Source organism: Pseudomonas sp. NPDC096950, from assembly GCF_044762525.1.
Taxonomy (GTDB): Bacteria; Pseudomonadota; Gammaproteobacteria; order Pseudomonadales; family Pseudomonadaceae; genus Aquipseudomonas.
Genome location: NZ_JBIWEL010000032.1, coordinates 59,236 through 78,483, shown reverse-complemented (window position 1 = coordinate 78,483; position 19,248 = coordinate 59,236). Strand labels below are relative to the sequence as shown.

Below are 19,248 nucleotides of genomic sequence, written 5' to 3'. Positions count from 1 at the left end.
GATGGTAGTGTGGGGTTTCCCCATGTGAGAGTAGGTCATCGTCAAGATTAAATTCCGAAACCCCTATCTGCGTATGCAGGTAGGGGTTTTGTTTTTGTCCGCAGGAAAGTTCGTACAGCATCATCGGACGGCTCCTGGCTGTCACCGCCTCCCGACAGTGCTAAGGTTCGGCCCTAGCTTTTGTATTTTTCCAAGGAAGCCTTTATGCCGGACGCTGCGTCCCTCAATGCTGGTTTTATGGTGGTTCAAAGCAACAGTCTGGATGAACTGCGTAGCCTGGTGATCAGCGTAATGCGGCACTATCCACTGGCGCCTCTGGAAAATGAAATAGCCTTGGTTCAGAGCAACGGCATTGCTCAATGGCTGAAGCTCGCACTGGCCGAAGACCCTGAAGACGATGATATGGGCGGCTGTGGCATCGCCGCGGCAATCGATGTGCAATTGCCCGGCAGCTTCATGTGGCAGCTCTATCGCATGGTCCTGGGCCGGGATGAAATACCAGTCAAATCCCTGCTCGATAAAGCACCGTTGACCTGGCGCCTGATGCGCCTGCTTCCGCAGCTGATCGACCAGCCGCATTTCGAACCCCTGCAACGCTTCCTGACCCATGACACTGATTTGCGCAAACGCTATCAACTGTCTGAGCGTCTGGCGGATCTGTTCGACCAATACCAGGTGTACCGGGCCGACTGGCTCGAGGATTGGGCAGAAGGCCGGCATCAACTACGCAACGGGAGAGGCGAAGCCAAGGCCCTGACCCCGGCCAATTGCTGGCAGGCGGAATTGTGGCGTGCACTGCTTCTGGATGTGGGGGAGCAAGGCATGGCGCAAAGCCGTGCGGGTGTCCACCAACGGTTCATCGAACGCATCAACAGTCTCGACGTGGCACCAAGCGGGTTGCCGTCCAGAGTGATCGTTTTCGGCATTTCTTCGCTGCCCGCTCAAGCGCTGGAAGCACTCGCTGGGCTGGCTCGATTCAGTCAGGTCCTGCTTTGCGTTCACAACCCATGTCGTCACCATTGGGCGGACATCGTCGCCGATAAAGACCTGTTGCGGCACCAATACAAACGCCAGGCCCGCAAAAGCGGCATGCCCGTTGTCCTCGATCCGCAAACCCTTCACCAACACGCTCATCCTCTATTGGCCGCATGGGGTAAGCAGGGGCGGGACTACATCAACCTGCTCGACAGCTATGACGATCCCGGTAGCTATCGCGCTGCATTTCGCGATGGTCGCATCGACCTGTTCAGCGACAGCCAACCGCAAAATATGCTCAATCAGTTGCAGGATGACATCCTGGAACTGCGTCCTTTAAGTGAGACACGTGAGCATTGGCTCGCCGTCGATCTGCAGAACGACAAATCGATCCGTTTTCACATTGCTCATAGCGCCCAGCGGGAAGTGGAAATCCTGCACGATCAATTGCTCGAACGCTTCAGCGCCAACCCGGATCTGAGACCGCGCGACGTGATTGTGATGGTGCCGGACATCGACAGCTATGCGCCGCACATCCGCGCAGTATTTGGCCAACTGGAACGCAATGATCCGCGCTTTATTCCCTTCACCCTGGCGGACCAGGGCCAACGCGGTCGAGATCCACTGCTGATCGCTGTCGAACACCTGCTAAAGCTGCCGGACAGTCGTTTCCCGGTCAGTGAGATTCTCGATCTACTGGACGTCCCCGCACTCAGGGCTCGCTTCGGCGTGGAAGAACCTGACCTGCCAACCCTGCACCGCTGGATCGAAGGTGCCGGCATCCGTTGGGGAATGAATGCTGAACAACGAGCCGCTCTCGGTTTGCCGCAGGAGCTGGAGCAAAACAGTTGGCGTTTCGGCCTGCGACGGATGTTACTCGGTTATGCGGTCGGCAGCGCCAAAGCCTGCGAAGGGATTGAGCCCTATGACGAGATCGGTGGGTTGGACGCCGCGCTTATCGGTCCTTTGGTTGCCCTGCTGGATGCACTGGAAATCGCGCACCAGGAACTCACGCAACCGGCTCCCCCCAAGCAATGGGGTGTGCGGTTGCAAGGCCTGGTACAGCTGTTTTTCAAGGCCAGCAACGAGCACGACGACTACTTGCTGGCTCAACTCGAAGAACTGCGCGAAACCTGGCTCGATACCTGCGAGTCCGTTGGACTGCAGGACGAGTTACCCCTGACCGTCGTCCGCGAAGCCTGGCTCGCCGGCTTAGACCAGGGTCGCTTGTCCCAGCGCTTCCTGGCCGGTGCCGTCAACTTCTGCACCTTGATGCCCATGCGCGCGATCCCGTTCAAACTGGTGTGCCTGCTCGGTATGAATGACGGGGATTACCCGCGCGCGCAACCACCGCTGGACTTCGATTTGATGGGCAGTGACTACCGCCCTGGCGATCGTTCCCGCCGCGAGGATGACCGCTACCTCCTGCTGGAAGCACTGCTGTCGGCGCGCCTTCAACTTTATATCAGCTGGGTAGGCCGGAGCATTCGTGATAACAGCGAGCGCCCGGCATCGGTACTGATTGGCCAATTACGCGACCATCTCGACAGCGGTTGGCGGTTGGACGACGACGCCGATGATTTGCTTGAAGCGATGACTCAAGAACACCCCTTGCAACCTTTCAGCGCCCGCTATTTCCACGAAGGTGATGCGCTGTTCAGCTATGCCAGCGAATGGCAGGTGCTTCATCAGTCCAACGAGCAAACGACTGATATCGAGATTCTCGAACCCTACATTCAAGACGAACCCCTGGGCCTGGGGCAACTGCAGGATTTCCTGCGCAACCCCGTACGACATTTCTTCAGTCAGCGGCTCAAGGTGTTCTTTGAAGCGGCCGAAGTCCCTTTGGCCGATGAAGAGCCTTTCGTCCTCGACGCGCTGCAACGCTACAGCCTCAGCGACAGTTTGCTTGAGGCGGCACTGAGCCAACTGGAACATTCCGATCAGGTGCTGGAAGCCCAGGCCATCCGCCTGCAAAACAGCGGTCTGCTGCCCATGGCCGGTTTCGGCGAGTGTCTCCAGAGAGAACTGATCGAGCCGCTGCCGGATCTGCTGCAACGCTATCAACAGCTCCTGACGTTATGGCCAGCGCCACTGACCAGCGCCTTGCCAGTGAGTCTGCAACTGCACGGTTTGCGCCTTGAAGGCTGGCTCAGTGGCCTGCATCAACGTGCGGACGGAGGCATGCTGTCGATCACCACAATTCCCAACAGCATCGGCTCGATCAAGACCCGCAAATGGCATCGGCTGACGCGACCCTGGGTCAATCACCTGGTCGCCTGTGCCAGCGGCTTGTCGATGACCACCGCACTAGTCGCCAGCGATGACAGTCTGCTTCTGGAACCACTGGAGAAGGAGGCCGCGCTGCAAATCCTCGGTAATCTGCTGCTGGCCTGGCAAACGGGCATGCGCCAACCGCTGCCGATCGCGGTGAAAACCGCCTTCGCCTGGCTCAGTCAAACCGACCCGATCAAAGCCGAAGCCGCCGCGCGAAAAGCCTACGAAGGCGACGGTCAGACCACCGACGGCGAACGCCGCGAAAGCCCGGCACTCGCCCGGCAATTCGCCGACTACGACAGCCTGATTGCCGATGAAACCTTCCCCGATTGGTGCGACGCGTTGTACCGGCCACTGCTCGAAGCCCCTTGGCGTTCACTGACCAGCGAGGGCACGCGCTCATGACCACGAAGACACCGCTGGCCCTGGCGTTCCCCCTGCGCGGCAGTCAATTGATCGAGGCCAGCGCCGGCACCGGGAAGACCTTCACCATCTCCGCGCTTTATTTGCGTCTGGTCCTGGGCCACGGCGGCGAGTCGAGTGGTTTTGGACGTGAACTGTTGCCGCCGCAAATCCTCGTGGTGACCTTCACTGATGCCGCCACCAAAGAACTGCGTGAACGCATTCGTACACGCCTGGCCGAAGCTGCGCGGTTTTTCCGGGATGAGATCCCGGCGCCCGATAGCCTGATTGCAGACTTGCGAGACCAATTCCTTCCCGAGCATTGGTCCGGTTGCGCAAACCGTCTCGACATCGCGGCCCAATGGATGGACGAGGCGGCCGTCTCGACCATTCACAGTTGGTGTCAGCGCATGCTGCGCGAGCACGCGTTCGACAGCGGCAGTCTGTTCACCCAGACCCTGGAAACCGATCACAGCGATCTACTGGGCGAAGTCCTGCGCGATTACTGGCGGCTGTTCTGTTACCCGATGCAAGGCGATGCGCTGAACTGGGTTCGCGCCAATTGGGGCGGCCCCGCAGCGTTGCTGCCGCGAGTGCGCGGCTTGTTCGCCAGCGAGCGCGATAGCGTTGAAGGCAAAGAGCCCGCCGAACTCATTGCCGAGTGCCTCCACGAACGGCGCACGGCTCTGCTCGAACTCAAAATGCCGTGGCGCCAATGGGCAGACGAATTGCTTGCGATCTGTCATCAAGGCGTGGCGAGCAAAAGCGTCGACGGCCGCAAGATGCAGGCGCGTTACTTCGAACCCTGGTTCGAAAAGCTCAAGGCCTGGGCCGAAGACGAATCCCTAGAACAGTTGGACATCGGCACCGGATTCACCCGGCTGACTCCCGACGGCATGGCCGAAGCCTGGAAGGGCGAGGCACCCCGTCATCCCGGTCTGGATGCGATGCCTGGTCTCAAGGTCAGTCTCGACGGTTTACCGACGCCTGATGCTGCCGTTCTACAACACGCCGCTCAGTGGGTCGGTGCACGGTTCGAAGAGGAAAAACGTCGCCGCGCTGAAATGGGGTTCGACGACATGTTGCTGCGCCTCGATGCAGCCTTGCAGTCCGACGGCGGCGAACGCCTGGCCACGCTGATTCGCGAACAGTTCCCGGTGGCGTTGATCGACGAATTCCAGGACACCGACCCGGTGCAGTACCGCATCTTCGAAAGCATTTATCGCATCGAAGACAACAATCCCGAGTGCGGCCTGTTCCTGATCGGCGACCCGAAACAGGCGATCTATGCCTTTCGCGGCGCCGACATCTACACCTACCTGCGCGCCCGTCAGGCCACCACCGGCCGCTTGCATACGCTGGGTACCAACTTCCGTTCCAGCCATGGCATGGTCAATGCGGTGAACCATGTTTTCGAGCGTGCCGAGCTGCGTGAAACCGGGCGCGGTGCGTTTCTCTTTCGCGAGAAGAACGGCGACAACCCGGTTCCGTTCCTGCCCGTCGAATCCCAGGGGCGCAAAGAAGTCCTGAGCGTCGATGGCCAGAGCGTGCCGGCGCTGAACATCTGGCATCTGTCCGCCGATCAGCCGCTGTCCGGCGTGGTGTACCGACAACAACTGGCCGCTGCCTGCGCCAGTGAAATCACCGCGTTGCTTAACGGCGGGCAACAAGGTCGGGCGGGTTTCATACAGGATGGCAAAGACTTCAGAGGCCTGCTGCCGGCGGACATCGCGATTCTGGTGCGCGACGGCAAAGAGGCCCAGGCCGTGCGTGGCGAACTGTCCGCTCGCGGCGTGCGCAGCGTTTACCTGTCGGACAAGGACTCCGTGTTCGCCGCCCAGGAAGCCCACGACCTACTGACTTGGCTCAAGGCTTGCGCCGAGCCGGATGTCGAGCGTCCACTGCGAGCCGCACTGGCCTGCATCACGCTGAACCTCTCGCTGGCTGAACTGGAGCGATTGAACCAGGACGAACTCGCCTGGGAAGCGCGAGTCATGCAGTTCCGCCGTTATCGCGAGATATGGCGCAAGCAAGGTGTACTGCCGATGCTCCGGCGTTTGCTGCATGACTTCCAGTTGCCCCAAGCCTTGATGACTCGCAGCGACGGCGAGCGAGTCTTGACCAACCTGCTGCACCTGTCGGAGTTGCTGCAACAAGCGGCCGCCGAACTCGACGGCGAGCAAGCGTTGATCCGCCATTTGTCCGAGCATCTGGCATTGTCCGGCCAGGCGGGTGAAGAACAAATCCTGCGCCTGGAAAGCGACGAGCAACTGGTCAAGGTCGTGACCATTCACAAGTCAAAGGGCCTTGAGTATCCGTTGGTGTTCTTGCCCTTTATCTGCTCGGCAAAACCGGTGGACGGCAGTCGTTTGCCGCTGCATTACCACGACGCCACGGGCAAGGCTCAGGTGACGTTGAAACCGACCGCCGAGCTGATCGCCCTGGCCGACGACGAACGTCTGGCCGAGGATCTGCGCTTGCTCTATGTGGCACTGACGCGGGCGCAACACGCGTGCTGGCTGGGTGTGACTGACCTCAAGCGCGGCAATAACAACAGCTCGGTGCTGCATTTGTCGGCACTGGGTTATCTGTTGGGCGGTGGTGCGGCATTGGCCGAGTCCGCCGGTCTGAAGCGTTGGCTGGAAGACCTGCAACAGGATTGTCCGGCACTCAGCTATGGCGAGATGCCTGAAGCAACCGTCGAGCACTACCATCCGCCGCGTAACGAAGCGACCTTGCTCGCGCCGTTGATTCCCAAGCGCAAGGCCAGCGAAAACTGGTGGATTGCCTCCTATAGCGCCTTGCGCATTGGCGACAGCATGAGCGTGGGCACAGACGAAGCGCCGGAGAGCCCGCAAGCGCAAAAACTTTTCGACGATGAACGTCTCGACCCCGAGGCCCCGCGGGAAGTGGTCACGGGTGGCGCGGACATCCACCGCTTTCCCCGTGGCCCGAATCCCGGCACCTTTCTCCACGGTTTGCTGGAATGGGCCGGCGATGAAGGCTTCAGTGCGACGCCGAAAGCCGTGGAAGACGCGGTGGGTCGGCGCTGCAATCGGCGCGGCTGGGAAGGCTGGATCATCACGTTGAGCGACTGGTTGCAGCACCTGCTCAAATCACCGTTGCACATCGGCGGCGGGCAGCAGCCGGTGGTCTTTGAGCAACTGACCCAGTACCGGGTCGAGATGGAGTTCTGGTTCGCCAGCCACAAGGTCGATGTACTCAAGCTCGATGAACTGGTGCGCCAATACACCCACAACGGCGTGGCCCGAGTCGCCGCCGAACCGGTGCTGCTCAATGGCATGTTCAAAGGCTTTATCGACCTGACGTTCGAGCACGACGGTCGCTACTACGTCGCCGACTACAAATCCAACTGGCTCGGTGTGGACGACGCGGCCTACACCGAGCAGGCCATGGAACAGTCGATCCTCGATAACCGCTATGACCTGCAATACGTGTTGTACCTGTTGGCCCTGCATCGCCAGCTCAAGGCACGGTTGCCCGACTACGATTATGATCGGCATGTCGGCGGCGCGTTGTACCTGTTCCTGCGCGGCACCAGAGCGGCCAGCCAAGGTGTGTATTTCGCCCGTCCGCCACGGGAATTGATCGAGCGTCTGGATCGTCTGTTCCAGGGCAAGCCGGAACCCAAGGCCGAGCCCGCCTGGGAACAGGGAGTACTGCTATGAGCCGCACCTTCGCCGATTTACTGCCCACACCACTGGCGGCGGAAAGCCTGGCCGACCTCGCGCCGTTGACTCGCGCCGAGGATCTTTTGCTGTTGCTCACACGCTGGGTCGAGCGTGGTTGGCTGCGGGCGCTGGACAAGGCCTTCGTTGCCTTTCTCCATGAGCTTGCGCCCGATGATGATCCGCTGGTGTTGCTGGCCGCGGCGTTGACCAGTCACCAGCTCGGCCACGGCCATGTGTGCCTGGATCTGTTCGAGACGCTCAAGGCGCCGGACTTCGCCCTGTCGCTGCCACCGGAAGGTGATGCGCAAAGTGGCGCGATGTTGCTGCCATCGCAATTGCTCGAAGCGCTGGACGGCGCCCACTGGTGCAAGGTGTTGGCTGCCAGCAGTCTGGTGGCGCTGGCGGTGGATGGCCGTGAGACGGCTCAGCATCGGCCGTTGGTGCTGTCGGGCAAACGCCTGTACCTGCGCCGTTACTGGGCTTACGAACGGCGCATCGACAATGCCTTGCGCCAGCGCCTGTCGGAACATGAAGCCACGCCAACAGATTTGCTCCAGCGCCTGACCGGTCTGTTCGGTCCCGCCAAGCCTGGCGAGGTGATCGACTGGCAAAAACTCGCCTGTGCCCTGGCCACCCGCAGTGCGTTCAGTATCGTCACCGGCGGCCCGGGGACCGGCAAGACCACCACTGTGGTGCGCTTGCTGGCGCTGCTCCAGGCACCGGCCGTGGAGGCTGGCAAACCACTGCGTATTCGCCTCGCCGCACCCACCGGCAAGGCCGCCGCGCGACTGACGGAATCCATCAGTCAACAGGTACAAACCCTGACCGTTACCGAAGCGGTGCGGGACAAGATTCCATCCGACGTCACCACTGTGCACCGACTGCTGGGCAGTCGCCCCGGCACCCGACATTTCCGTCACCACGCCGGTAATCGCTTGCCGCTGGATGTGCTGGTGGTCGATGAAGCGTCGATGATCGACCTGGAGATGATGGCCAACTTGCTCGACGCATTGCCGCCCCATGCGCGTCTGGTGCTGCTCGGTGACAAAGACCAGTTGGCCTCCGTGGAAGCGGGGGCCGTGCTGGGTGATTTGTGTCGCGACGCCGAGGCCGGCTGGTACAGCCCGCAGACCCGCCAGTGGCTGGAGACCGTCAGCGGTGAAAGCCTTGAGGCCAGCGGTTTGCACGAAGACACCGAGGGCACTCATCCCTTGGCCCAACAAGTGGTGATGCTGCGTCACTCCCGTCGATTCGGCGAGGGCAGTGGCATTGGTCAGTTAGCCCGTTGGGTCAATCAGCAACACCCCGACGAAGCGCGCAAGCTCCTGGCCGAACGCAACTTTAAAGACGTGTTTTCCCTGCCCCTCAAAGGTGAGCAGGACAAAGCGCTGGAGCGCTTGCTGCTCGACGGCCATGATGACGGGCCACACGGTTATCGGCATTACCTGAGTCTGCTGCGCAAACAGCGACCGCCTCTCGACAGTAGTCTCGATGATCCACGCTGGACCGAGTGGGCGCGGCAAGTGCTGAACGCTTTCGACACCTTCCAGTTGTTGTGCGCGGTCCGCAAAGGGCCCTGGGGCGTGGAAGGCCTGAATCAGCGAGTGACCGACGCCTTGCTCAAGGCCCGTCTGATCGACAGCGATCAGCAGTGGTACGAAGGCCGCCCGGTGCTGATGACTCGCAACGATTACGGCCTGGGCTTGATGAACGGCGACATCGGCATTGCGCTGAAGCTGCCGGAACGCGACGGCCCCGAGGCTGGCAAGCATGTGCTGCGTGTCGCTTTCCCGCGCAACGACGGCCAGGGCGGCGTGCGTTTTGTGCTGCCGAGCCGGCTCAACGATGTCGAGACGGTGTACGCGATGACCGTGCATAAATCCCAGGGCTCGGAATTTGCCCACACCGCGTTGATCTTGCCGGACGCCTTGAACCCGGTACTGACCAAGGAATTGATCTACACCGGAATCACTCGGGCCAAGGACTGGTTCACCCTGATCGAACCCCGTGCCGGGGTGTTTGAAGAAGCGGTGCAACGTAAAGTAAAGCGGCTGAGCGGGCTGATGCTGGAGCTAGAGGAGGGCATTGAGTTTAGCCCTTAATATGCCAATCGGTTGACGACGTAAATCTGGCTGAAACGCCCGGTTTTACAGCCTCGCAGGCGTTTCGGTGCTGTGCTATCGTTGCGGCATTATTCCGTTGTATTCGAAGAGAATCCCTGCATGAAGTTGGCTGTCCGGGTGACAGAGAGCGTAATCGGCTGCAAGCGCATATTGCTTGTCGGCCTGCTCTGTTTGCTGACCGGAATCGCATCCGCTCAACCTGAAACCGCCGTCGGCATGGCCGACCAACGAGCAAAAGCGGTCACCCAGGTGGTGCTTGGAATTCTCAGCTATGCCCGCTGGCCCGTGGAGCCTGCGCAGTTGCGCCTGTGCATAGTCGGCCCGACCGAATACACCGACGATCTGGTCAAAGGGTCGACCCAGGCCACCGGGCGTCCGGTCACCGTACGACGCCTGCTCGCCGACAACCCGGCGATTGCCGGCGAGTGCGATGCGGTCTACATCGGCAAGCTGACCGCCGATGAACGCAGCCGTTTGTTCGCCTCGTTGATCGGTCAGCCAGTATTGAGCATCAGCGAAAGTAGCGATCAGTGCACCGTCGGCAGTCTGTTCTGTCTGCGGGTCAACGACGATCAAGTGTCCTTCGAGGTCAACCTCGACTCTGTCGCACGCAGCGGCGTGCGCATTCACCCGAGCGTGTTGCAACTGTCGCGCCGTAAGCCGGCGGCGCCATGAGTCTATTCAAATCGGATACTCGCCCCACGTTGCGCTCCGTTATCGGTCGTGGCCATTTGATCGTCGCGCTGGTTGGCGTGGCCATGGCCAGCGTGTCGCTGACCTTACTCGGAGTGCTGGCGTTGCGGGTGTATGCCGACCACAACCTGCACCTGATCGCACGTTCGATCAACTACACCGTGGAAGCGGCGGTGGTGTTCAACGACAAAACCGCCGCCACCGAAGCGCTGGCGTTGATCGCGTCCACCGAAGAAGTCGCCGATGCCCAGGTGCGTGATGCGAAGGGCGCGTTGCTCGCTCGCTGGCAGCGACCGGAAACCGGGTTGTTCTCCGATCTTGAAATGCAGATTGCCAAAGCCTTCCTGGAAGAACCCATCAGCATGCCCATCGTTCATCAAGGCCTGGAAATCGGCAGCATCCAGCTCTCCGGTCATGGTGGCAGCCTGATGCGCTTTTTGCTCAGTGGCCTGATGGGGATTGTGGTGTGTACGGCCATCAGTGCCTGGGTGGCGCTGTATCTGGCGCGCCGGCAGCTTCGCGCCATCACTCGCCCACTGCGCAGCCTGGCCTTCGTGGCCCACGCCGCTCGCAGTGAACGGGCCTTCGACCAACGCGTGCCGCCCGCCGCCATCGCCGAACTGGACAACCTGGGCAACGACTTCAATGCCTTGCTCGATGAGCTCGAATCCTGGCAGACCCATCTGCAAAGCGAGAATGAAACCCTGGCCCACCAGGCCAGTCATGACAGCCTCACCGGGTTGCCGAACCGGGCGTTTTTCGAAGGTCGATTGATTCGTGCGCTGCGCAACGCGAACAAGCTCAACGAGCGAGTCGCGGTGTTGTTTCTCGACAGCGACCGGTTCAAGGAAATCAACGACAACTTCGGCCATGCCGCCGGCGATGCGGTGCTGGTGGCGGTGGCCACACGGGTTCGTGCGCAATTGCGCGAAGAAGACCTGGTGGCGCGCCTGGGTGGCGATGAGTTTGCCGTGCTGCTGACGCCCCTGCACAAAACCGAAGACGCCGAGCGGATTGCCGACAAGATCATTGCGAGCATGGAAGTGCCGATCACCTTGCCGGGCAACACCTCTGTGTTGACCTCACTCAGCATCGGCATCGCCGTCTATCCCGATCATGGCGCCACCCCCGGCGCTCTGCTCAACGCCGCCGACGCGGCGATGTATCAAGCCAAGCGCCTGTCCCGAGGCGCACAGCACACGGCCGGGTCGGAGCACCCGGTCGTCCACGTTCAAACCAGGAGCTAATTTCTGTGTTCTCACTTCCTCAGCGTTCCCTGCGATTTTTCACCCTCACCCTGTTTATGGCGCTACTGGCGTTGACCGGATGTCAAACCGCACCGCAAAAAGGCCTGACCCCGGCGCAGGTCGCGGTGCTTAAGCAGCAAGGCTTCGAGTTGACTGACGAGGGCTGGGCCTTCGGCCTGTCCGGTAAAGTGCTGTTTGGCAGCGACGTCGAAAGCCTGAATCCGCAAAGCACCGAAATCGTCCAGCGCATCGGCAAGGCCCTGACGAGCATCGGGATCGAGCGCGTGCGGGTCGATGGCCACACTGATGCTTCGGGTAAAGAAACCTACAACCAACAGCTGTCCCTGCGCCGGGCGAAAAGCGTTGGCAAGGTCCTGGTCGCGGTCGGGATGAAAGAAGAAAACATCAAGCTCCAGGGACTCGGCAGCAAAGAGCCGGTTGCCTCCAACGACACACCGGCCGGCCGTACCGAGAATCGCCGGGTGTCGATCGTGGTGATCGCCGACTAATCGGCGAACACCATCTCCCGACTGTCCCCCATCAACAGGCTCTGATTCTGCTCGGTGACTTCGCGGATGTAATCCCACAACAGGGTGATCCGCTTGAGCTTGCGCAGGTCCTCCCGGCAGTACATCCAGAACTGCCGGGTGATGTTGATCTCGTCCGGCAACACCGGCAGCAATCGCGGATCCTGTGCCGCCAGGAAGCACGGCAGAATCGCCAGCGATCGCCCCTGTTGCGCCGCCACGAATTGCGCGATCACGCTGGTGCTGCGCAGGTTGGCGCTGGCGCCGGGCAGTACGTTTGCCAGGTACAGCAGCTCCGAGCTGAACGCCAGGTCATCGACATAACTGATGAATGAATGTTTGCCCAAGTCGGCCGGGCGGCGGATCGGTGGGTGTTTGTCGAGGTAATCCTGGGTCGCGTACAGCTGCAATTTGTAGTCACAGAGTTTGCAGCAGACATACGGCCCGTGTTCCGGGCGCTCCAGGGCGATGACGATGTCCGCCTCGCGCTTGGACAGGCTGATGAAGTGCGGCAGCGGCAGGATGTCCACCGAGATGGCCGGGTAGGCGTCGACGAAGTGGCTCAGCTGTGGGGTGATGAAGAAACTGCCGAAGCCTTCGGTGCAGCCCATGCGCACATGGCCCGACAACGCCACGCCGGAGCCGGAAACCTGTTCGCAAGCCATGTGCAAAGTGCTTTCAATCGACTCGGCGTAACCCAGCAAACGCTGGCCTTCGGCGGTCAGGACGAAACCGCTGGTCCGGGACTTTTCGAACAGCAACGTGCCCAGCGCCGCTTCCAGCGAACTGATGCGCCGTGACACGGTGGTGTAGTCCACCGCCAGGCGCTTGGCCGCGGTGCTGGCCTTGCGGGTGCGGGCGACTTCGAGGAAAAACTTGAGGTCATCCCAGTTCAGCGAACCTAAAGACGTGATGTTTTTTTGCATGTTGGACCGGCTTTTATGTGCGTTCTTATTAGAAGTTTGCACATCTATACTCCAAAAACAGTCCGACAACCAATTCGCGACACACGCCTCATCTCAAGGCTACTTACCCGCCTTGGCTCCCTGCATAACAATAAGTATTGGAGACCAGCATGAACGCATCGCTCACGCCTAACGAAACCACCGTCCAGAACGTCAAGCTGTTGATCGACGGCGAGTGGGTCGAGTCCCAGACCACCGAGTGGCACGACATCATCAACCCGGCGACCCAGCAAGTGCTGGCCAAGGTTCCGTTTGCCACCGCGCAGGAAGTCGACGCCGCCATCAGTGCCGCCCACCGCGCCTTCCAGACCTGGAAGCTGACGCCGATCGGCGCGCGGATGCGCATCATGCTCAAGCTTCAGGCGCTGATTCGCGAACACTCCAAACGCATCGCCGTGGTGCTGAGTGCCGAGCAGGGCAAAACCATTGCCGACGCTGAAGGCGACATTTTCCGTGGCCTGGAAGTGGTCGAGCACGCGTGCTCCATCGGCACGCTGCAAATGGGCGAATTCGCCGAGAACGTGGCCGGCGGCGTCGACACTTACACCCTGCGTCAGCCCATCGGCGTTTGCGCCGGTATCACGCCGTTCAACTTCCCGGCGATGATTCCGCTGTGGATGTTCCCGATGGCCATCGCCTGCGGCAACACCTTCGTGCTCAAGCCGTCCGAACAGGACCCGATGTCGACCATGCTGCTGGTGGAACTGGCAATCGAGGCCGGCGTTCCGGCGGGCGTGCTGAACGTGGTTCACGGCGGCAAGGACGTGGTGGACGCGCTCTGCACCCACAAGGACATCAAGGCCGTTTCCTTCGTCGGTTCGACCGCCGTCGGCACACACGTCTACGACCTGGCCGGCAAACACGGCAAGCGCGTGCAATCGATGATGGGCGCCAAGAACCACGCCGTGGTGCTGCCGGATGCCAATCGTGAACAAACCCTCAATGCCCTGGTCGGTGCCGGTTTCGGTGCGGCCGGACAGCGTTGCATGGCCACTTCGGTGGTGGTGCTGGTGGGCGCGGCCAAGCAATGGCTGCCGGACCTGAAAGCGCTGGCGCAGAAACTCACCGTGAACGCGGGCAGCGAGGCGGGCACTGATGTCGGCCCGGTTATTTCGAAAAAGGCCAAGGCGCGGATTCTCGATCTGATCGAAAGCGGCATCAAGGAAGGCGCCAAGCTGGAACTGGATGGTCGCGAGATCAGCGTTCCGGGTTTCGAGAAGGGCAACTTTGTCGGCCCGACCCTGTTCTCCGGCGTGACCACCGAGATGCAGATCTACACCCAGGAAATCTTCGGCCCGGTGCTGGTGGTACTGGAAGTCGACACCCTCGATCAGGCGATTGCCCTGGTCAACGCCAACCCGTTCGGCAACGGCACGGGCCTGTTCACCCAGAGCGGTGCGGCGGCGCGTAAATTCCAGAGCGAAATCGACGTTGGCCAGGTCGGTATCAACATCCCGATTCCGGTGCCTGTTCCGTTCTTCAGCTTCACCGGTTCCCGTGGTTCGAAACTCGGCGACCTCGGTCCGTATGGCAAGCAAGTGGTGCAGTTCTACACTCAGACCAAGACTGTCACCAGTCGCTGGTTCGATGACGACAGCGTCAACGACGGTGTGAACACCACCATCAACTTGCGTTAAGGAGCCGGACATGAAAATCGCTTTTATCGGTCTCGGCAACATGGGCGCGCCGATGGCGCGCAACCTGATCAAGGCTGGCCATTCGCTGAACCTGGTCGATCTGAACAAAACCGTGCTGGCCGAACTGGAACAACTGGGCGGCAGCATCAGCGCTACGGCCCGGGAAGCGGCACAAGGCGCAGAACTGGTGATCACCATGCTGCCCGCCGCTGTGCATGTGCGCAGCGTGTGGCTCGGTGAAGACGGTGTGCTCGCCGGTATCGGCAAAGGCGTGCCAGCGGTGGATTGCAGCACCATTGATCCGCAAACCGCGCGCGACGTGGCGGCCGCTGCGGCGAAACAAGGCGTGGCCATGGCCGATGCGCCGGTGTCCGGTGGCACTGGCGGTGCCGCCGCCGGGACGCTGACTTTTATGGTCGGCGCTACCCCTGAACTGTTCGCCACTTTGCAGCCAGTGTTGGCGCAGATGGGCCGTAACATCGTGCATTGCGGCGAAGTCGGCACCGGGCAAATCGCCAAGATCTGCAACAACCTGTTGCTGGCGATCTCCATGGTTGGCGTCAGTGAAGCCATGGCCTTGGGCGATGCCTTGGGCATAGACACGGGCGTGTTGGCCGGGATCATCAACAGCTCGACCGGGCGTTGCTGGAGTTCGGAGATGTACAACCCGTGGCCGGGCATTGTCGAAACGGCGCCGGCCTCGCGCGGCTACACCGGCGGTTTTGGTGCCGAACTGATGCTCAAGGATTTGGGGCTGGCCACGGAAGCGGCACGTCAGGCGCACCAACCGGTGGTGCTCGGCGCGGTGGCCCAGCAGTTGTATCAGGCGATGAGCCAGCGCGGGGAGGGTGGCAAGGACTTCTCGGCGATCATCAACAGCTATCGCAAACCCCAGTAAAAACCTGTGGGAGCGGGCTTGCTCGCGAAGGGGGCGGGACATTCAGCATTGAGGCTGACTGATCCACCGCTTTCGCGAGCAAGCCCGCTCCCACAGAGATTGCATGTACTTATCGATATTTTCCGAGAGACCACGTCGGGTGGTCTCTCGGTTTTTTGCATCAGGCAAACACAAAATACTTACGCACCGTCTCAACCACTTCCCACGTGCCTTTCATCCCCGGCTCGATGACGAAGATATCCCCGGCGCGCAGATGGATCGGCTCTTTGCCCTCAGGGGTGATGATGCAGTAGCCCTCGCGGAAATCGCAGTATTCCCACTTCACGTATTCCACGTACCACTTGCCGGGCGTGCAGATCCAGGTGCCCATGATCTTGCTGCCGTCTTCGCTGGTGTAGGCGTTGAGGTTGACGGTGTGCGGGTCGCCTTCGAGTTTTTCCCATTTGCAGGCGTCGAGCACCGGCAGTGGATGAGTGTCGCGAAGAACGGTGATAGGTGCGGTCATGTGGACTCCGGGCAGTTGGCTGAAGAACTGAAGTCGCCACCCTATAGCGCTTGGTCCGGCATCAGTTGTCTGTGCTCGACATCGAGGTATCCAGAAACGCAGCTGCCATCGTCTGTGCCGGCAACCTTCGGCGGATGAGGGGATCTGCTTTCTTTCGGTGAAACTTCCTGTCGATAAAACCCCGATTCCTGGCAGTTCTTGCGAAAGAACCCGACGTTTCTGAAGCTTTTCGCAAGAATATTCACAGGTATCACTCGTATCATTCGTTTCGGGATATGCCGAGAGTTGTGTAATGGACAAAATAAAAACGTGGTGGGACATCAGCCCGCCCTTGAGCACGGCCACACCGACCTGGCCGGGTGATACGCCTTTTCAGGAAGAACGGGTCTGGACCTTCGGGCCCGAGTGTCCGGTGAATGTCGGGCGCATTACCCTGTCACCGCACACGGGGGCCCATGTCGACGCGCCGCTGCATTACAGCGCTGACGGCGCGCCGATTGGCGAGGTGTCGCTCGATGTGTACATGGGCCCATGCCGAGTGTTGCATTGCCTGGACAGCGGCCGACTGGTGCAGCCTGAGCAACTGGAAGGTCGCCTGGACAACCTGCCCGAACGCGTCCTGTTGCGCACCTATCGCCAAGTGCCGTTGGCCACTTGGGACCCGGACTTCACCGCCGTCGCCAAAGACACTGTCGACCTGCTCGCCAGCCTCGGCGTGCGCTTGATCGGCATCGATACGCCGTCGCTGGATCCGCAGCAATCCAAGACCATGGATTCGCACAATGCCGTGGCTCGTCATGGCATGGCGATCCTTGAAGGCATCGTGCTCGATGAGGTCCCGGAAGGAGACTACGAACTGATCGCACTGCCGCTGCGCTTTGCCCATCTCGACGCCAGCCCGGTCAGGGCCATTTTGCGTCCACTGAATTCATCGCAATATAAGGAGCCTGCGCAATGAGCCAATGTCCGTATTCAGCGGGTAACCCGCCCGAGGATTGGCATAACGCCGAGCTGAATTTTTCCGACTCCATGAGCTACGGCGACTACCTGGACCTTGGGCGCATTCTCAGCGCCCAGCATCCGTTGTCGCCCGACCATAACGAGATGTTGTTCATCATCCAGCACCAGACCTCCGAGTTGTGGATGAAGCTGATGCTCCACGAGCTCAAGGCTGCCCGCGAACACCTGCGTCTGGGTGAGTTGCCGCCGGCCTTCAAGATGCTGGCGCGGGTCTCGCGGATCTTTGATCAACTGGTGCATGCCTGGACGGTGCTCGCCACCATGACCCCGACCGAGTATCACTCGATCAGGCCTTTTTTGGGGCAGTCGTCGGGCTTCCAGTCATTTCAGTACCGCGAGATCGAGTTCATCCTGGGCAACAAAAGTGCGACGCTGTTGCGCCCCCATGCCCATCGCCCGGAGCTGTTGCAGGAGCTCGAAAAAGCCATCGCCACCCCGTCGCTGTATGACGAAGCGATTCGCTTGATGGCCAGCGCTGGCCTGGCGATTGATCCGCAGCGTTTTGAACGAGACCCGACCAGCCCGACGCAGCATGACGCTTCGGTTGAAGCGGCGTGGCGGGTGGTCTACAAGGATCCTTCGCGGTATTGGGACCTCTATCAATTGGCGGAAAAATTCATCGACCTCGAAGACTCGTTCCGGCAGTGGCGCTTCCGGCATGTCACTACGGTTGAGCGGATCATCGGTTTTCAACCGGGCACCGGCGGCACGGAAGGGGTGGGTTACTTGCGCAAGATGCTCGACACCGTACTGTTCCCGGAGTTGTGGCGCGTGCGTTCAACTCTGTAATCCCATCCAAATAGAAAAGCCCCGGCATTCATCGAGTGCCGGGGCTTTTTGTTGTGTGCCGGATTATTGAGCGACGGGCAAACCGCGACTGCGCGCCACACGTATCCGGTAGAACACGTAGATGATCAACACCCACACCGGGATGGCGATGACCGAGGCGCGAATGCCCGGAATCATCCACATCACCCAGATGATCACGGCCATGAACGCCAGGCACAGGTAGTTGCTGAAGGGAAACCAGAACGACTTGAAGCTCGGCACGATGCCTTGCTGACCCATGACTTTGCGAAACTTCAGGTGAGTCAGGCTGATCAGCGTCCAGTTGATCATCAACGAGGCGACCACCAGGGCGAACAGCAACTCCAGCGCTTCATGGGGCGCGAGGTAATTAACCAGCACCGACAACATCGTGATCAGCGCCGAGATACCCAGCGCGCGCAATGGCACACCCTGTTTGTTCAGCTTCATCAGCGACTTCGGTGCATCACCCTGTTCGGCCAGGCCGTAGAGCATGCGGCTGTTGCAGTAGACGCCGCTGTTGTAGACCGAGAGCGCCGCCGTCAGCACCACGAAGTTGAGGATCTGCGCCGCCACATCACTGCCGATCAGGGAGAAAATCTGCACGAATGGGCTGCCGCTATACGCATCGCCGGACGCGCCGAGGGTTTGCAGCAGTTGATCCCATGGGTACAGCGAAAGCAGGACGGTGAGTGCGCCGACGTAGAAGATCAACACGCGATAAACCACCTGATTGATCGCTTTCGGGATGACCTTCCTCGGTTCGCTGGCTTCAGCGGCGGTGATACCGACCAGCTCCAGGCCACCGAAGGAAAACATGATGAACGCCATCGACATCAGCAAACCGTTGGTGCCGTTGGGGAAGAAACCGCCGTGGCTCCACAGGTTGCTCACCGAGGCTTGCGGACCACCCGAGCCACTGAACAGCATGTAGCAACCCAGGACGATCATGCCGATGATGGCCACGACCTTGATGATCGCAAACCAGAATTCCATCTCGCCGAAGATTTTGACGTTCATCGTATTGATCAGGTTGACCAGCACAAAGAACACCGCCGCGCTGACCCAGGTGGGGATCTCCGGCCACCAGAACTGCACGTATTTTCCGACGGCCGTCAGTTCGGCCATGCCGACCAGCACATACAGCACCCAGTAGTTCCAACCGGACAGAAACCCGGCATAACCGCCCCAGTATTTGTGGGCGAAGTGACTGAAGGAGCCGGCCACCGGCTCTTCGACAATCATCTCGCCCAGTTGGCGCATGATCAAAAAGGCAATGAAGCCGGCAATCGCATAGCCAAGAATCATCGACGGCCCCGCCGACTTGAGCACGCCGGCCGAGCCCAGGAACAGCCCGGTGCCAATCGCTCCGCCCAGGGCGATCAGTTGAATATGGCGATTTTTCAACCCTCGCTTGAGCGTGCCCTGTTGCAAGATTTCATCCGCCATCTCGTTCCCTTCTGGTTATTGTTGTCAGGCC

General features: G+C 60.5%; 13 protein-coding genes. 10 read left to right on the top strand and 3 right to left on the bottom strand.

Features of this window, described 5'->3' with window-relative positions; translation table 11 throughout:
- The first annotated feature begins 204 nt into the window (after positions 1–204).
- The 6 genes from recC to ACIQY3_RS31215 all read left to right on the top strand — a co-directional run bounded on the left by recC (position 205) and on the right by ACIQY3_RS31215 (position 11,918).
- Positions 205–3,657, top strand: coding sequence for an exodeoxyribonuclease V subunit gamma (recC, locus tag ACIQY3_RS31240; protein ID WP_403027728.1), 3,453 nt, complete (start codon positions 205–207; stop codon positions 3,655–3,657).
- On the top strand, positions 3,654–7,343 hold the full coding sequence (gene recB / locus ACIQY3_RS31235) for an exodeoxyribonuclease V subunit beta (RefSeq protein WP_403027726.1): 3,690 nt from the start codon (positions 3,654–3,656) through the stop codon (positions 7,341–7,343). The genes recC and recB overlap by 4 nt, the downstream gene beginning before the upstream one ends.
- Positions 7,340–9,448 (top strand): exodeoxyribonuclease V subunit alpha, encoded by a 2,109-nt coding sequence (recD, locus tag ACIQY3_RS31230; protein ID WP_403027723.1) that lies wholly within the window; start codon positions 7,340–7,342, stop codon positions 9,446–9,448. Before recB ends, recD begins: the two co-directional genes overlap by 4 nt.
- 120 nt (positions 9,449–9,568) lie before the next feature.
- Entirely contained in the window at positions 9,569–10,144 is a 576-nt protein-coding gene (locus tag ACIQY3_RS31225) for a YfiR family protein (protein ID WP_403027720.1), read from the top strand.
- Positions 10,141–11,409 (top strand): diguanylate cyclase domain-containing protein, encoded by a 1,269-nt coding sequence (locus tag ACIQY3_RS31220; protein ID WP_403027717.1) that lies wholly within the window; start codon positions 10,141–10,143, stop codon positions 11,407–11,409. Before ACIQY3_RS31225 ends, ACIQY3_RS31220 begins: the two co-directional genes overlap by 4 nt.
- Positions 11,410–11,414: 5 nt before the next feature.
- On the top strand, positions 11,415–11,918 hold the full coding sequence (locus tag ACIQY3_RS31215; RefSeq protein ID WP_403027714.1) for an OmpA family protein: 504 nt from the start codon (positions 11,415–11,417) through the stop codon (positions 11,916–11,918).
- Here the strand turns inward: ACIQY3_RS31215 and ACIQY3_RS31210 are convergent.
- A complete protein-coding gene (locus tag ACIQY3_RS31210) occupies positions 11,915–12,862 on the bottom strand; it encodes a LysR family transcriptional regulator (RefSeq protein ID WP_403027711.1) in 948 nt (315 codons plus the stop codon). The genes ACIQY3_RS31215 and ACIQY3_RS31210 overlap by 4 nt on opposite strands.
- Positions 12,863–13,011: 149 nt before the next feature.
- On the opposite strand from ACIQY3_RS31210, the gene ACIQY3_RS31205 reads away from it, so the two are divergent.
- Both ACIQY3_RS31205 and mmsB read left to right on the top strand, forming a co-directional pair.
- Complete coding sequence (locus ACIQY3_RS31205) at positions 13,012–14,538, top strand: CoA-acylating methylmalonate-semialdehyde dehydrogenase (protein WP_054050165.1); 1,527 nt, start codon at positions 13,012–13,014, stop codon at positions 14,536–14,538.
- 10 nt (positions 14,539–14,548) lie between these two features.
- Complete coding sequence (gene mmsB / locus ACIQY3_RS31200; RefSeq protein WP_265042933.1) at positions 14,549–15,436, top strand: 3-hydroxyisobutyrate dehydrogenase; 888 nt, start codon at positions 14,549–14,551, stop codon at positions 15,434–15,436.
- A gap of 160 nt (positions 15,437–15,596) precedes the next feature.
- On the opposite strand, the gene ACIQY3_RS31195 is transcribed toward mmsB, so the two are convergent.
- Positions 15,597–15,941, bottom strand: a complete 345-nt coding sequence (locus tag ACIQY3_RS31195; protein WP_007946320.1) for a cupin domain-containing protein — start codon at positions 15,939–15,941, stop codon at positions 15,597–15,599.
- Positions 15,942–16,233: 292 nt separating this feature from the next.
- On the opposite strand from ACIQY3_RS31195, the gene kynB reads away from it, so the two are divergent.
- Complete coding sequence (gene kynB / locus ACIQY3_RS31190) at positions 16,234–16,899, top strand: arylformamidase (RefSeq protein WP_403027706.1); 666 nt, start codon at positions 16,234–16,236, stop codon at positions 16,897–16,899.
- Entirely contained in the window at positions 16,896–17,750 is an 855-nt protein-coding gene (gene kynA / locus ACIQY3_RS31185; protein ID WP_403027703.1) for a tryptophan 2,3-dioxygenase, read from the top strand. Before kynB ends, kynA begins: the two co-directional genes overlap by 4 nt.
- Positions 17,751–17,813: 63 nt before the next feature.
- Here the strand turns inward: kynA and ACIQY3_RS31180 are convergent, their stop codons facing one another.
- Positions 17,814–19,217 carry an amino acid permease gene (locus ACIQY3_RS31180; protein WP_403027700.1) on the bottom strand — a complete coding sequence of 468 codons (1,404 nt, stop codon included), beginning with the start codon at positions 19,215–19,217 and terminating at the stop codon, positions 17,814–17,816.
- Positions 19,218–19,248 lie beyond the last annotated feature (31 nt).